Source organism: Pseudomonas sp. 43A (assembly GCF_013363935.1).
GTDB classification, from domain to species: Bacteria; Pseudomonadota; Gammaproteobacteria; order Pseudomonadales; family Pseudomonadaceae; genus Aquipseudomonas; species Aquipseudomonas crudilactis.
The window spans coordinates 6,172,545-6,188,146 of record NZ_CP054880.1 but is presented as its reverse complement, the minus strand read 5'-3'; the positions used below and the strand labels follow the sequence as shown (position 1 = coordinate 6,188,146).

Here is a 15,602-nt window from a genome sequence, read left to right as displayed (position 1 = left end):
GTTCGCTGTGACCGTCCGGATAGCCTTGAACGTCCCGCTGGCCGGCTTTCTGTTGCATTGTTTCGGCTTCGCGCATAGTCTTGCCGGCTTCAATCGTTAGCGCTCAAAGGATCAGGCATGCGGACTGAAATACAAAAAAAGCAAAGAGGTAGATTGGAGGGTATCGAGTCTTTGCGTGCCTATGCAGCAGTGACGATTATCCTGTTTCATCTTGTTGGTTCTGGCGGTGCAAAGCTTCCGTCAGCCCTTAGTTTCATTGGTAGTCATTTTGGTTTCGGGGTGCAGCTGTTTTTCGTTGTCAGCGGATTTAGTCTTGCATATGGTTACTGGGGAAAACTCTCAAGTGAGCTAGCCATAGGTCATTACTTTGCAAGGCGATTTGCTCGCATCGCGCCATTATTTTATGCGGCTTTGATATTTCAACTGTTTTATTTGTGGTTGTGCTGGGATGTTACTTATTCTCCAACTTCCGTTATTGTTAATATCCTGTTTGCGTTTAATGTTATTCCTGGATTGACGGACGGCATTGTTGGAGCGTCTTGGACTATCGGCGTGGAGATGATTTTTTATGCGCTATTTCCGCTGCTTTTGATGCTGTGCAAAACAACTCTTCGGTCTGCTCTTGTACTTGTATTCTCTATACTGCTTTCAAGTTTGTTTTCTGTGAATTTCAAACCGTTCGAGGAACAATTATCAAGCTTTATTCATCACAACTTTTTATCATTCCTTCCGTTCTTTTTGTGGGGGGTGCTCGGGTTTCACATTCACAGAAAAATTTCCCACATGCCATTAGCGGCAAGCAGGTATGTTTGCTGGACTCTTTGCGGTGCTGCCATAATTTTGATGATCTGCCTTTACAATAATATTCAGTTCATCATGTTCTTCATGGTCAGAGACCTGCGAGCGACATGGGACATGTTGTGGGGGATTCCGTTTGTCTTTCTGTGCATTGCGATGGCCTTGCATCCATCAAGATTTATCTCAAACCCATTGACACGTTATCTCGGTAAAATCAGTTTCAGCCTTTACCTGGTGCACCCGACAATTGTCTACGGCCTCGGGTATCTTGGTTTCTACAACTGGGTATACGAATTTTTCCCGACAAGCCTCGCTGCAGGATTTGTTTCATCCCTGATAATCTCAATGGTCATTATCACGTTAATTTCGGCGCTCACGTTCAGGTATATCGAGCAACCTGGAATGGACTGGGGTAAGCGGTTGACTCTCCAAAAGACACCAATTGCCGCGACCGCATGACAGCCCAGCCATTCAGAAAAAGTACTTTGGTTAGTACACCGATCGAATAGATTCGTTCTATACCCCCAGTGAACGCTGGGGGATCCATCCTAAGTATGGTTCCTGTCTCGGGCACCACCTGCTTCAGCTCTGTCACCCCTCGCAAAAGCGGATTTATGTTCCGCAGGTCAGCTTTTTGTGGGAGAGATGTAAAGAGCCGTGTAATTCGTCATGCAAACGTCCTATATTCGGTGCCTGCATGAGCATCGCTTAGCAGTTTTCAGATGATCCCGAATGGTTCCGAAGGCCGGACAAATCCGCGTCAGAGAGATCCTTGATGATCCAGATCCATCCTCCATTCTTACGATCAGCGAGAACGCCATGACCGAATTAACTCAAGAGCAACGTCACGTACAGGCGCTGGAAAAGTACAAACTCGACGCCCCGCAGCTGTTGGAAGAGATCAAGGATCTCAGTCCCGATGATCAGAAAGATCAGATTCAGTGGGCCTTCGAAGACGAGGCTGAAGCCCAGGGCCTGCAGCCGTGGGAACTGACGCTCAAGTACACGAGCACGCCGGAGGAGTTCGAGGCGCAGCGCCTTGTGCTGCACAAAGAGGCGGCCGAAGTGCTGGGTGTCGATTGGGAAGAGTACTGCGAGATGAATAATCTGGTGGTCTGAAACAAAAACGCCAGCCTCAACCGGGCTGGCGTTTTTTATTGCGCGAAGTCTTCAGAGGCTGAGGCGCATCGACAGATCCACCGCTTTCACATCCTTGGTCATCGCACCAATCGAGATGTAATCCACCCCGGTTTCGGCGATCGGCAGCAGCGTGCTTTCATTGATGCCGCCGCTGGCTTCCAGTTTCGCCTTGCCGCCGTTCAGGCGCACGGCTTCGCGCATGTCGTCCAGGCTCAATTCGTCGAGCATGATGATGTCGGCGCCGGCGGCCAGTGCTTCCTTCAATTCATCCAGACTTTCCACTTCGACTTCCACCGGTTTGCCCGGCGCAATCTTGTGCGCGGCGGCAATGGCTTGTGGAATGCCACCGCTGGCGGCGATGTGGTTTTCCTTGATCAGGAATGCATCGTACAGACCGATGCGATGGTTGTGGCAGCCACCGCAGGTCACCGCGTATTTCTGCGCCAGACGCAGGCCCGGCAGGGTTTTGCGGGTGTCGAGCAGTTTGACCTGAGTGGTGCCCACGAAATCGGCCAGGTACTGCGCGCGGGTGGCAACACCGGAAAGCAACTGCAGGAAGTTCAGCGCACTGCGTTCACCGGTCAACAGCGAACGGGCGGGGCCTTCCAGATGAAACAGCGGTTGATTGGGCTTCACTCGTTCGCCATCGACCACTTGCCAATGCACCGCGACCCGCGGATCGAGCTGACGGAACACGGCATCGACCCACGCGGTGCCGCAGATGACAGCCGCGTCGCGAGTGATGATGGTGGCTTTGGCCAGTCGTTCGGCCGGGATCAGTTGCGCGGTAATGTCGCCGCTGCCGATGTCTTCGAGCAACGCACGGCGCACGTTGGCTTCGATTTCGGCGGTCAAATCGGCGAGACGTAGATTCGGCATAACGGGCTCCACAAACAAAGTGGTTCGATTATAGGGGCATGGCGCGAGCCAACCCAAGGCGAGAACTTGCGTGCTTGCCTGCATCCGGTCGATTTTCTTTGAGCAAACCCGGCCAGACGTGGTCACTGAAAGGGGCGGTATAGGGGAAACCCTGACGGCTATGGCGCCGGGTGCAAGTTATGAAAGATAATTCGCCTTGCATTTGACGTCATAGCTTTGACGTGCGGTGCGGCCAAAGTTGTTGAGACCTGTGGGAGCGAGCTTGCTCGCGAAAGCGCAGTGTCAGTCACCAACCATGTCACTGACAGATCGCCTGCGCGAGCAAGCCCGCTCCCACAGGAGGCTTGTGTTGAAAGTGACCGAACGAATCACCGTTTCAGGAGGCTTGGATGCACAACGACGGGAAAGTAGTTCCTTTGTACAAGGCTGCTACCGATCAGGCGAATCACTCGCCGCTCGCCCGCCTGCCTGTGATTCTGCTTCAGGTTCGCGACAAGGCTGCCCAGCAACTGCGTCACGGTCTGCAGGAACTGTTCGATAACGCCGACGACACGCTGTTTGAAATGGCTGATCGGGCGCGCAACGATGTCGAGCAGAACATCTTTTTCGAGGCCATGCGCGACCTGCGTCTGAAGCGCAAAAACATCGAGCGCGGTTTTCTCGAGCAATTCTTCGAAGCCTTCGTCGGTCTGACTCAGTACGATCCCACGCACAACGCACTGCCGCACGCCCTCAAGTACGACGAGTTCGCTCCGCGTAGCGACGACATGGAACGCAGTGTGGCGGTCGAGACCATGGTCGGTCGCGTACTCAAGCGTGACGGCTTCGCCCTGGATCAACTGACCGCGCGGCTTAATGCGCTGCTCAGCAACCCGCTCGACGATCAGCACAACCCGCTCGGGCCGGCCATGCTCTGTGAGTTTTTCCTGCAGGCCGGCCGTAACCTGGGTGTGGAAATCAAGGTCAAGCTGATCCTGCTCAAACTGTTCGAGCGCTATGTATTGGCCGACACCGAACAACTTTACGCTGAAGCCAATCAACTGCTGCTCGCCACCGGTGTGCTGCCGGAGTTGAAACCAGCCCCGGCCCGCCGGGCGATTGATCGTGCGATCGCCAACGTGAACAGTGAGGAGAGCGACGACACGCCGCCAGTCGACGAAAGCGTGCAGGAAGTTTTCGCCGCGTTGCAGCAATTGCTAACGCACGTACGCGGCAGTGTCGCACCGACGCTGGAGTCCAGCATTGCGGCGCAACCCATCTCCACTCGCGACCTTTTACGTCTGCTCTCGCACTTGCAACAATACGTGCCGGCACTGGCGGCGCAGGACGACTTCGATCTGCGCAATCAGCTCGAACAGTTGCTGACCCGGGTCAGCGTCAGAAGTGGCAAATCGCGGATCGTCGGCGATGCGGACGAAGACGTGATCAACCTGATCGCCATGGTCTTCGACTGCATTCTTGAAGACCGCAATGTGCCGGATTCGCTCAAGGCTCTGATCGCGCGGTTGCAGATCCCGATGCTCAAGGTCGCGGTGCTCGACAAGAGTTTCTTCAGCCGCAGCACGCATCCGGCGCGGCGCCTGCTCAACGAAATCGCTGAGGCGGCCATGGGCTGGGGCGATTGCGACGGTGAGGCGCGCGACAGTTTGTACCTGCGCATCGAACAAGTGGTGCAGCGCCTGCTGACTGACTTTGTCGATGATCCGGCGATTTTCTCCGAGTTGCTGGCTGATTTTCTCGCGTTCACCAGCGATCAGCGCCGCCGCAGCGAGCTGCTTGAGCAGCGACTGCGTGACGCCGAAGAGGGGCGTGCGAAAACCGAACTGGCCCGGCGTCGGGTCGAACGGGCGTTGAATCAAGCGCTGCTGGGTAAAACACTGCCGCCGACCGTGGTTACCTTCGTCCGGGACGCCTGGAGCAAGGTTCTGCTGCTGACTTGCCTCAAGCATGGCGATCAGTCAGCTGAATGGCAGGCCGATGTGCAAACCATGGAGCAATTGATCTGGAGTGTGCAGCGTCATGTAGACACTGAATCCAGTCTGCGTTTGCTGGCGCTGGTGCCGGGTTTGCTTAAGTCGCTGCGGGATGGCCTGACCAGTTCTGCGTTTGATCCGTTCGCCACCAGCGAGTTTTTCAGTGAGCTGGAAGCCTTGCATGTGCGGGTGCTGGAGCGTCCTGTCGAGGCGGATCCGGCCGCGCCGATGATCGAGGTGTCGCAGCAGATCGTGCTGCAAACCGCCGACGAGGGCGGCGTGGCGCTGACGTCGGTACGCTTGCCCCACGACGCTGCGGGTCTGCGCCAGGTCGAGCAACTGCGTCTGGGCAGTTGGGTGGCGTTTCAGGAGGACGATGAACACAGTCTGCGTTGCAAACTCGCGGCGATCATCGAAGCCACCGGTAAATATGTGTTTGTCGATCGCACCGGCATGAAGGTGCTGGAACGCAGTCGCCTTGCGCTGGCCGAAGAATTCCAGCGCGGTGCGGTGCGTGCACTGGATGACACCTTGCTGTTCGATCGGGCGCTGGAGTCGGTGCTGGGTAATCTGCGGCGACTCAATCGCGGCAAGTGATCGCGCGCCGGGGGCCGATCACGGCATACTGGGTGCCAACACAGTCGGCGTTGAAGGAATCGGTATGCAGTTGGATCCCGCTAGCGGGTGGTGTCACGGGGTGCAGGTCTGCCCATCGCCCAACTTCAATGAACGTCCTGCGGGCGAAATTTCCCTGTTGGTCATCCACAACATCAGCCTGCCGCCGGCGCAGTTCGCCACGGGCAAGGTGCAGGAATTTTTCCAGAATCGTCTGGATGTCACTGAACATCCCTACTTTGCAGGGATCGCCGACTTGCGCGTCTCGGCGCATTTTCTGATTGAGCGTGACGGCAAGGTCACGCAGTTTGTCTCCTGTCTTGAGCGGGCGTGGCATGCGGGTGTATCGGTGTTCGAAGGGCGCGAAACCTGTAACGATTTTTCCGTGGGCATCGAGCTCGAAGGCACCGATGATCTACCGTTCACCGACGCGCAGTATCAGGCGTTGACGGCGTTGACCCGCCAGTTGCAAAGCGCATTTCCGGCCATCACCGGCGCCCGCATTTGTGGGCACAGCGACATAGCACCCGGGCGTAAGACCGATCCTGGCCCGGCATTCGACTGGGCGCGTTACCGCGCAGCCCTGGCACAAGAGGAAGGACAATGAGTTTTCTGGTGTTACTGCTGGCGTTGTGGATCGAGAAGTTTTCGGCCCTGCGTCATCGGGTTCAACGCGATGGCGGATGGATCCGCGAACTGAACAAGCTCGAAAGCAGCGAGCGGCTGGCGAAGCAGCCCTGGCTGGTGCTGACGATTCTGGTGCTGTTTCCGGTGGCGCTGCTGGCGTTGTTGCTATTGGTACTGGAGCCTGTGGCCTACGGCTTGCTGGCCTTGCCGGTGCATTTGCTGGTGGTGATTTACAGTCTGGGGCGTGGCGACTTGCTCGGCGGCCTCGGGCCGTTCCGTGATGCCTGGCGCCGTGAGGATCTGCAAGCGGCGGCGCATGTGGCCAAGCGCGATCTGGACATCTGCGCCGACAGCGGCGAGCAACTGCTTGAGCGTGTGCAAGGGCATCTGTTGTGGCAGGCCTACCAGAGCTTTTTTGCGGTGATCTTCTGGTATTTCGTGCTCGGCCCGGTGGCGGCATTGGCGTATCGCCTGTTGGCGCTGGCGCAAGAACACGGGCAGAACCCGGCGCTGGTCGAGCGCGCCGCGCATCTGCGGCATGCCTTCGACTGGCTGCCGGTACGCTTGCTGGCGGCGAGTCTGGCGCTGGTCGGCAATTTTGTCGCGGTCAGCCGGGTGATGCTGCATGAACTGCTCAACTGGAACATCAGCGCTGCGCAACTGATCAATCGGGTCGGTTTGGCGGCGGGTGAAATTCCACCTCCCGTGGTCGGGCCGGAAGGCATCAACACCCTCGATTGCCTGTGGGAGCTGCTGCTGCGTGCGGCGGTGCTGTGGTATGCCGGATTTGCCTTGTGGACAGTTCTGATCCACTGATTTCCAGAAAGAACAAAATATCGCAGCCTGCGACAGCTCCTGCAGGAGATGTGTGTTTCGCGGGCTGCGATGTCGTTAACCTTAAGTTACAAAACCTCCCTCCGATTTGAGCTATACAGAGATGGCGCTCGATAGTGGCTATCTGCTTTCGCCCCGCGCCTGCCAATAAAAACAAGAAAAACCAAGGGAGACTTCCAGTGAAGAGCTTGCTCTATCCCGCTGTCTCGCTGATGAACCGTCTGAGCTTCGGCATGAAGTTCAGCCTGATCAGCGTGCTGTTCCTGGTGCCGATGCTGGTGACCAATTTCTATCTGGTGCGCGATTCCTATCGCGAATTCCAAGGCACCCGCGTCGAGCTGCAAAGCCTTGATCTGCTGGGCAGCAGCGTGGCCCTGCGCCGGGACCTGGAAACGCTCAACAATCTGGTGCAGATCAACGTCACCCTCGGTCAGTCTGGCAAAGCCGGGAATGTCGAAGCGCAGATCACCAGCCTCGAACAAGCGGTACTGGCGCATCTGCAAAGGCTGACGGCGATGACCGATGATCCCGAGCAGATCAAGGTGTTCGACGGCAAACGCGACGAAATGATCGCCGCATTCAAGGCGCAGCAAACGGAAAACTCGCTGCAAAGCAAAAGCGCGTTGATCGGCAAACTGCTGGCCAGTGCGCAGATATTCAGTCAGATCATCACCAGTCAGGCCGGCCTGAGCCGCGACAACCAGAGCGACATCCGTCAGCTCAGCGAACTGGTCACCCTGATCACCCCGACGGTCACGCAAACCCTTGGCGAAGGCCGGGCCATGGGCTCGTATTCGCTGGGCCAGGGTTTTCTCAACAGCTCTTCAAGCACTCGTTTCGATGAGTTGTTGGTGCAGATCGAGAAACTCCAGGCCGAGTACGCTCTGAAACTGCAGGATGCGCTCGGCTCGAGCAAAGCTGCGCGCGAACACCTCAGTGCTGCGGCTGACAGCAGCAAGGCCTCGTTGAAACAGGCCAGCGAACTGTTCGAAGAGCAGGTCGTCATGGCCGACACCCTCGATGCGCCGTGGCAGGCTTTTTACGATCAGGTCACTGGGCTGATCGGCAAGACCTATGAGCTCAACGACGCCACGCTGAAATTCCTCGACACTCAATTGCAGCAGCGTTTGGCGCAGAACCGCACACACATGCTTTTGCAGGCTGTGGCCCTGTCGGTGGTGTTCGTATTGATTTTCTACCTCTACGGCGGTTTCTACGCCTCGACCCGCACCACGCTTAAACGCCTTGGGGCGATGATGGACAAGGTCGCGGCCGGCGACATGACGGTCAACTTCAAGGCCAACAGTCGTGATGAGTTAGGTGAGTTGGGCGAAGTGTTCAACGGCACGGTGAAGAAGATTCACGACTTGATCGAGCGGGTGGGGCAGACCGTCGGTGAGGTCGAGCGTCAGGCCGGGCAGGTTGAAAATGTTTCGGCGCAGAGCAATCAGGCGGTCGCAGGGCAACGTACGCAGATCGAACAAGTGGCGACGGCGATGAACCAGATGTCGGCGACCTCACTGGAGGTGGCGCGCAGTGCCGCCGCAGCGGTAAGCAGTGCCCACAGCGTGAATGACGAGACCATCAGCGGTCGCGGCCTGGTCGAATCGCAACAGGGCAGCATTGCTGCACTGGCCAGCGAAATCGATCAGTCGGTGCTGGTGATCAACCAGTTGGCCAGCGACAGCCAGGCGATCAGTCGCGTACTGGAAGTGATCAAAAGCATCGCCGAACAAACCAACTTGCTGGCGCTCAACGCCGCGATCGAAGCGGCGCGCGCTGGCGAGCAAGGACGTGGTTTTGCCGTGGTCGCCGACGAAGTGCGCACCTTGGCCAAACGCACCCAGCAATCGACCGAAGAAATCGAACAGATGATCGCCAAGCTGCACGGCGGCGTCGGCGCGGCGGTGAAGGCCATGGGCGTCAGCCATCAGATGGCCAACGGCACGGTGGGGCAGTCGGAAAAAGTCCAGCAGGCGCTGGAAAACATCCTCGGGGCTGTGGGCATGATCGTCGATCAGAACCAGCAGATTGCCGCCGCGGTTGAACAGCAAACGGCGGTGGCCCATGACATCGACCAGAACATCGTCGAGATCAACCGCGCCGGCGAGCGCACCGCGCAAGGTGCGCACCAGACCGAAGATGCCAGCCGGGCGCTATCAGCCCAAGTTGTCGAGCTTAAACAACTGATCAGCGCCTTCCGCGTCTGAGCCAACCCCCCTGTGGGAGCGAGCCTGCTCGCGAATGCAGTCTGTCAGTGTCATCGCTGTCACCTGACACAGCGCTTTCGCGAGCAGGCTCGCTCCCACAGGGGCCGCATTTTTCAGAACTTTTTGTAGTACTTTTTCACTTCACGTCGTAAGCCCGATCCTGTTTTCCTCCGGGCTCTGGCGTTTCCCCATCATTAGGCCAGTATCCATGCTCATCTGATCGCGAAGAGGAGTCCGCTCATGTCCGTCGCAACCCTGGGAGTCCAGGGCCGTTGTGCTCATTGTCAGACTACGCTGGCGCTCAAACCCTGGCAGCTCAATGCCATCTCGATCAACGAACCGTTCACCTGCGAGCATTGCCAGAAAACCCTCGAGCTGCGTTGCCCAAAACAGATCAAGCGCTTCAAGTCCCTCGATTCGCTGGCGTTACTGCGCTTCAGCGCTTCGGTGACGGTGTGTACCGCGCTGTTTGTGGCGTTAGTGATGGAGTGGGTGGGGCTGCTCAGTGTTACCGAACAATTGAACGCGTCGTTGATCACGATTTTTGTGTACTTTCTGGTCGTGCGTTATGCGCGCCAGCGTCAGCATCTGACGCTGCTTCTGGAGGCCGCCAAGGCGCACGCCGACTGATTACCAGCCAAACACTTCGCAGCTGTTGGCGGTGCTGGCGGCGGCCAATTGTTGCGGGCTGATCTTCATCAGTTCGGCCAGCGCCGCGCAAATGGCCGGCAAGTGCGCAGGGCTGTTGCGCAGGCCGGGAAACATCGCAGGCGGCATGTCCGGTGAATCGGTTTCCAGCACGATCGACTCCAGCGGCAGTTCCGCCAGCACCCGATGCATGCGCAACGCCTGCGGCCAGGTCGGTGCCCCGCCAAGCCCCAGTTTGAAACCGAGTTTGATGTATTCACGCGCTTCTTCGCGGCTGCCGGCGAACGCGTGGATGATCCCTGCGCGTTTGAGCTTGAAGCGTTTAAGCGTCGAGATCACCGCAGCATGACTGCGCCGCACATGGATCAGCGCTGGCAATTCAAAGTCCGCCGTCAATTGCAGCTGCGCCTCGAACAGCGCCTGTTGCCGCTCGCGGTCGAGGGTTTCGATAAAGTAATCCAGACCGATCTCGCCCACCGCACACAACTGCCGATGACCGCGTAATCGAGTCAGCCAATCACCAAGCGCCGACAAATCTTCGGGACGATGCTGATCGAGATACACCGGGTGCAGACCAAACGCCGCGTACAAATCCGCATCGCTCTGCACCAGATCCCACACCCGTTGCCAGTTACCCTCATAAACCCCCAACACCACCATCCGCCGCACCCCGAGGGCGCGGCTTTCGGCGAGCAACGCCGGGCGATCAGCGTCGAAGTCGGGGAAGTCGAGGTGGGTGTGGCTGTCGATCAGCTCCACGGCTCAGTCCTGGTAAATACGCTGCTTGAAGGTCCGCGCAATGGCCTGCACGCCGGGCTTGTACTCCGACTGCTCGACCGCAGCCAGCGCCAGTTCCAGCGCCTTGTCGGCGATCAATTGGTGTTGTTGAGCCATGGCGTTGACCGGCAGCGGCAGGAAATCCAGCAACTGCGTATCGCCGAAAGTGCCGAGGCGCAGTGGCCGCGATTTCAGCGGGAAGTCATGCAGCGCATCGAACACGCCCTGCAACAGCACGTAGGAAGTTGTCACCAGTGCGTCGGGCAAATGCCCCAGACGTTGCAGGAGTTCTTCCATCAACTGCTTGCCGCATTCACGACTGAAAGACTCGGCGTGTTCGACCAGCACTTCGCCTTTGAAATCGACCAGCGCTTGTTTGAACCCGGCAGCCCGCTCCTGGCTGATGCTTAGTTCCGGACGCGCACCGAGCAGTACGATCTGCTTCGGTTGCGGGTCAAGCAAGCTCTGGGTCAGGTGCTGACTGGCTTCGCGGTCGTCACTGATCACCGAGCAGAAATGCTCGGGTTCCATGACCCGGTCGATGGCGATGATCGGCGTGCCTTTGGCCTGCAACTGACGATAACTGTCATCACCGGCCGGCAGGCAACTGGCAACGATCAGCGCATCGCAACGGCGCGCGCGGAACAGTTGCAGCAACTGGCGCTCGCTTTCAGGCGCATCATCGGAGCTGGCGATCAGCAACTGATAGCCGCGCGCGCGCGCACCTTGCTCGAGCAGTTTGGCGATCCGCGCGTAACTGGGGTTTTCCAGATCCGGCAGAATAAAGCCCAGCGTGCGCGTGTGCCGACTGCGCAGACCGGCCGCTTGAGGGTTTGGCGTGAAGCCGTGCAGATCGACCACCGCCCGCACCCGCTCGACAGTGGCGTTGCTGATGCGTTGCTGTTCGGCCTTGCCGTTGATGACGTAGCTGGCGGTGGTCACGGACACTCCGGCCAACCGCGCGATATCACTGAGTTTCAACCCGGGATTTCCTTGTTTTTTCGAGCTTGCCGCGACATTTTCGCCAATCCTACCCGATTAGGGCAGGCGACCATTGTCGCAGCGCATCCGACAAGTTGGACTTCAAGGATGGGACATTATCGAGTAACGTGCCGATCAATCTAGATTAAACGTTTCAGCAAGCGTATTTTCTACGTTTTAGACGTCTTTGGCCGGTTCTGCCGTGAAACCGCCAAAACTGCCGCCAAAAAGCAAAGCGGTAAAGCGCCTAAGCTGCAAACCATTCAAAACAATACCTGGCACTCATAAAGCGCCAAAAAGGAGATCGCATGCTCGAGCTCACTATAGAGCAGATATCCATGGGCCAATCGGCCGTGGATAAACCCGCTGCGCTGCAACTGCTCGCCAATCACTTGGTGGCCGATGGTCTGGTTGCCGACGGTTACCTCGCTGGATTGCAGGCACGGGAAGCCCAGGGCTCGACCTTTCTCGGTCAAGGTATTGCCATTCCCCACGGAACGCCGGAAACCCGCGATCAGGTATTCGCCACTGGCGTGCGCCTGATGCAGTTTCCCGAGGGCGTGGATTGGGGTGATGGCCAGATCGTTTATCTGGCGATTGGTATCGCCGCCAAATCCGACGAACACCTGCGTCTGCTGCAACTGCTGACCCGCGCCCTCGGCGAGACCGATCTGGGCCAGGCCCTGCGTCGCGCCAGCTCACCCGAAGCGCTGCTGAAACTGCTGCAAGGCGCGCCGCAGGAACTGGCGCTGGACGCACAGATGATCGGCCTCGGCGTCTCGGCCGACGATTTCGAAGAGCTGGTCTGGCGTGGCGCGCGCCTGCTGCGTCAGGCCGATTGTGTGAGCAACGGTTTCTCGGCGGTGCTGCAACAGGTCGAAGCGCTGCCGTTGGGCGACGGGTTGTGGTGGTTGCACAGCGAGCAGACCGTGAAGCGTCCGGGGCTGGCGTTCGTGACGCCGGACAAACCGATGCGCTACCTCGGCCAGCCGCTCAGCGGTCTGTTCTGTCTGGCCAGCCTTGGCGAAGCGCACCAAGCGCTGCTCGAACGTTTGTGTGCGTTGCTGATCGAAGGTCGCGGCCATGAATTGGGCCGCGCCACCAGCAGTCGCAAAGTTCTCGAAGTGCTCGGTGGTGAATTGCCCGCCGATTGGCCGAGTGCGCGCATTGCCCTGGCCAACGCCCACGGCTTGCACGCGCGTCCGGCGAAGATCCTCGCGCAACTGGCGAAGAGTTTTGATGGCGAAATACGCGTGCGCATCGTCGACGGTCAGGACAGTGCTGTGTCGGTGAAGAGTTTGAGCAAACTGCTCAGCCTCGGCGCCCGTCGCGGTCAGGTGCTGGAGCTGATTGCCGAGCCGAGCATCGCTGCCGACGCTTTACCGGCGTTGCTTGCCGCGATCGAAGAAGGCCTTGGTGAAGAAGTCGAACCGCTGCCAGCGGTGAGTCAGCAGCGCGAAGTGATCGCCGACATCGCCGAAGTACTGATCGCTCCGGCATCCGGCGCTCAGTTGCAGGCGATCCCGGCAGCCCCCGGCATCGCCATCGGGCCTGCGCATATTCAAGTTCAGCAAACCATCGATTACCCCTTGCGCGGCGAGTCCGCCGCCGTCGAGCGCGAACGTCTCAAGCAAGCGCTCAGCGATGTGCGCAGCGACATTCAGGGCCTGATCGAACGCAGCAAAGCCAAAGCCATCCGCGAGATTTTCATCACCCATCAGGAAATGCTCGACGACCCGGAACTCACCGACGAAGTCGACACCCGCCTCAAGCAGGGCGAAAGCGCCGAAGCGGCGTGGATGGCGGTGATCGAGGCGGCTGCCAAACAACAGGAATCGCTGCAAGACGCGTTGCTCGCAGAGCGCGCGGCGGACTTGCGTGACGTCGGTCGCCGCGTGCTGGCGCAACTGTGTGGCGTGCAGACTGCGAGCGAGCCTGAGCAACCGTATATTCTGGTGATGGACGAGGTCGGCCCGTCCGATGTCGCACGGCTGGACCCGGCGCGTGTGGCGGGGATTCTCACCGCACGCGGCGGCGCCACGGCGCACAGCGCCATCGTCGCTCGTGCTCTCGGGATTCCAGCGCTGGTCGGCGCTGGCGCGGCGGTGTTGCTGCTGGCGCCGGGCACGCCGTTGCTGCTCGACGGTCAACGCGGTCGTCTGCATGTCGACGCTGATGCGGCGACCCTGCAACGCGCCGCCGAAGAGCGCGACACCCGCGAACAACGCCTGAAGATTGCCGCCGAACAACGCCATCAACCGGCACACACCACTGACGGTCACGCCGTTGAAGTGTTCGCCAACATCGGCGAAAGCGCTGGCGTGATCAGTGCGGTGGAGCAGGGCGCCGAAGGCATCGGTCTGCTGCGTACCGAACTGATTTTCATGGCCCATCCGCAAGCGCCGGACGAGGCGACGCAAGAAACTGAATATCGTCGTGTGCTCGACGGTCTCGCCGGTCGCCCGTTGGTGGTGCGCACGCTGGACGTCGGCGGCGACAAACCGCTGCCGTATTGGCCGATCGCCAAAGAAGAAAATCCGTTCCTCGGCGTGCGCGGCATTCGCCTGACCTTGCAGCGACCGCAGATCATGGAAGCGCAATTGCGCGCCCTGCTGCGTTCGGCGGATAACCGTCCGTTGCGAATCATGTTCCCGATGGTCGGCAGCGTTGAAGAGTGGCGTCAGGCCCGCGACATGACCGAACGTCTGCGCCTGGAAATCCCGGTTGCTGATCTGCAACTGGGGATCATGATCGAAGTGCCGTCCGCTGCTTTGCTCGCACCGGTATTGGCCAAGGAAGTCGACTTCTTCAGCGTCGGCACCAACGACCTCACGCAATACACTCTGGCCATCGACCGTGGTCACCCGACGCTGTCGGCGCAGGCTGACGGTTTGCACCCGGCGGTGCTGCAACTGATCGACATCACCGTGCGCGCGGCCCATGCCCACGGCAAATGGGTCGGTGTCTGCGGCGAGCTGGCAGCGGACCCGCTGGCCGTGCCGGTGTTGGTTGGCCTCGGCGTCGATGAACTCAGCGTGTCCGGGCGCAGCATTGCCGAAGTCAAGGCGCGCATCCGCGAACTCAGCCTGACTCAGGCGCAAACCCTTGCTCAACAGGCCCTGGCCGTGGGCAGCGCCAACGAAGTGCGCGCATTAGTGGAGGCCCTGTAATGGCCAAGATTCTTACCCTGACCCTCAACCCGGCGCTCGACCTCACCGTCGAACTGCCACGCCTGGAGGCCGGTCAGGTCAATCGCAGCGACGAGATGCACACCCATGCGGCCGGCAAAGGCGTGAACGTCGCCCAGGTGTTGGCCGACCTCGGCCATCAACTGACGGTCAGCGGGTTTCTCGGCGAGGACAATCTGCAAGCATTCGAAACCCTGTTCGCCAAGCGCGGTTTTGTCGACGCGTTTATCCGTGTGCCGGGCGAGACGCGCAGCAATATCAAGGTCGCCGAACAGGACGGTCGCATCACCGACATCAACGGCCCGGGGCCGGTGGTCGATGCGGCCGCGCAGCAAGCGTTGCTGGAGCGTCTGGTGCAGATTGCACCCGGTCACGATGCGGTGGTGGTAGCTGGCAGTTTGCCGCGTGGGGTCACAGCGCAATGGTTGCGTGAGCTGATCGAACGGCTCAATCAGCTCGGCCTGAAAGTCGCTCTCGACTCCAGCGGCGAAGCGTTGCGTGCGGCGTTGCAGGCCAGTCCGTGGCTGATCAAACCAAACACTGAAGAACTCGCCGATGCACTCGGTTGCGACGTGGTTTCTCACGCGGCGGAAGCTCAGGCAGCGGCGCGTTTGCATGCCCAAGGCATCGAGCACGTGGTGATTTCTCACGGTGCTGATGGTGTGAACTGGTTCAGCGTCGGTTCGGCACTGCACGCCACGCCACCGAAGGTCAGCGTCGCCAGCACGGTTGGTGCCGGCGACTCGTTGCTGGCCGGCATGCTCCACGGTCTGCTCAGCGCCGACACGCCTGAACAAACCCTGCGCACGGCCACCGCGATTGCGGCGATGGCGGTGACCCAAATCGGTTTTGGCATCAACGATGCCGCGCAACTGGCGCAGCTCGAACAGGGCGTGCGCGTGCGTCCCCTGACAGAACAATAAGAGGGTTTG

At 59.3% G+C, this 15,602-nt stretch carries 12 protein-coding genes; 9 read left to right on the top strand and 3 right to left on the bottom strand.

Annotated features, from left to right (window positions below; all coding sequences use genetic code 11):
- The first annotated feature begins 117 nt into the window (after positions 1-117).
- The gene (locus tag HUW52_RS27285) at positions 118-1,257 is read left to right on the top strand and encodes an acyltransferase (protein WP_175555361.1); all 1,140 of its coding nucleotides are present in this window, start codon (positions 118-120) and stop codon (positions 1,255-1,257) included.
- Positions 1,258-1,617: 360 nt separating this feature from the next.
- The gene (locus HUW52_RS27280; RefSeq protein ID WP_016986493.1) at positions 1,618-1,917 is read left to right on the top strand and encodes a DUF6388 family protein; all 300 of its coding nucleotides are present in this window, start codon (positions 1,618-1,620) and stop codon (positions 1,915-1,917) included.
- Between the two features lie 51 nt (positions 1,918-1,968).
- Here HUW52_RS27280 and nadC read toward each other — a convergent pair whose 3' ends face one another.
- A complete protein-coding gene (gene nadC, locus HUW52_RS27275) occupies positions 1,969-2,817 on the bottom strand; it encodes a carboxylating nicotinate-nucleotide diphosphorylase (RefSeq protein ID WP_016986492.1) in 849 nt (282 codons plus the stop codon).
- Positions 2,818-3,206: 389 nt separating this feature from the next.
- On the opposite strand from nadC, the gene HUW52_RS27270 reads away from it, so the two are divergent.
- The 5 genes from HUW52_RS27270 (at position 3,207) to HUW52_RS27250 (ending at position 9,706) form a co-directional block, all read left to right on the top strand.
- Positions 3,207-5,387, top strand: a complete 2,181-nt coding sequence (locus HUW52_RS27270) for a DUF1631 domain-containing protein (protein WP_175555360.1) — start codon at positions 3,207-3,209, stop codon at positions 5,385-5,387.
- A 64-nt stretch (positions 5,388-5,451) separates the two neighbouring features.
- Complete coding sequence (ampD, locus tag HUW52_RS27265; RefSeq protein ID WP_007915273.1) at positions 5,452-6,012, top strand: 1,6-anhydro-N-acetylmuramyl-L-alanine amidase AmpD; 561 nt, start codon at positions 5,452-5,454, stop codon at positions 6,010-6,012.
- Complete coding sequence (ampE, locus tag HUW52_RS27260; protein ID WP_016986489.1) at positions 6,009-6,848, top strand: regulatory signaling modulator protein AmpE; 840 nt, start codon at positions 6,009-6,011, stop codon at positions 6,846-6,848. Before ampD ends, ampE begins: the two co-directional genes overlap by 4 nt.
- Before the next feature lie 197 nt (positions 6,849-7,045).
- Complete coding sequence (locus HUW52_RS27255; protein WP_175555359.1) at positions 7,046-9,076, top strand: methyl-accepting chemotaxis protein; 2,031 nt, start codon at positions 7,046-7,048, stop codon at positions 9,074-9,076.
- 240 nt (positions 9,077-9,316) lie between these two features.
- Positions 9,317-9,706, top strand: coding sequence for a hypothetical protein (locus HUW52_RS27250; protein WP_175555358.1), 390 nt, complete (start codon positions 9,317-9,319; stop codon positions 9,704-9,706).
- Here HUW52_RS27250 and HUW52_RS27245 read toward each other — a convergent pair whose 3' ends face one another.
- Positions 9,707-10,483, bottom strand: coding sequence for a TatD family hydrolase (locus tag HUW52_RS27245; RefSeq protein ID WP_175555357.1), 777 nt, complete (start codon positions 10,481-10,483; stop codon positions 9,707-9,709).
- 3 nt (positions 10,484-10,486) lie between these two features.
- Positions 10,487-11,482 carry a catabolite repressor/activator gene (gene cra / locus HUW52_RS27240; RefSeq protein WP_175555356.1) on the bottom strand — a complete coding sequence of 332 codons (996 nt, stop codon included), beginning with the start codon at positions 11,480-11,482 and terminating at the stop codon, positions 10,487-10,489.
- A 308-nt stretch (positions 11,483-11,790) separates the two neighbouring features.
- Between cra and ptsP the strand changes: the two genes are divergently transcribed.
- Positions 11,791-14,652 carry a phosphoenolpyruvate--protein phosphotransferase gene (ptsP, locus tag HUW52_RS27235; protein ID WP_175555355.1) on the top strand — a complete coding sequence of 954 codons (2,862 nt, stop codon included), beginning with the start codon at positions 11,791-11,793 and terminating at the stop codon, positions 14,650-14,652.
- Entirely contained in the window at positions 14,652-15,593 is a 942-nt protein-coding gene (gene pfkB, locus HUW52_RS27230; protein ID WP_175555354.1) for a 1-phosphofructokinase, read from the top strand. Before ptsP ends, pfkB begins: the two co-directional genes overlap by 1 nt.
- Positions 15,594-15,602 lie beyond the last annotated feature (9 nt).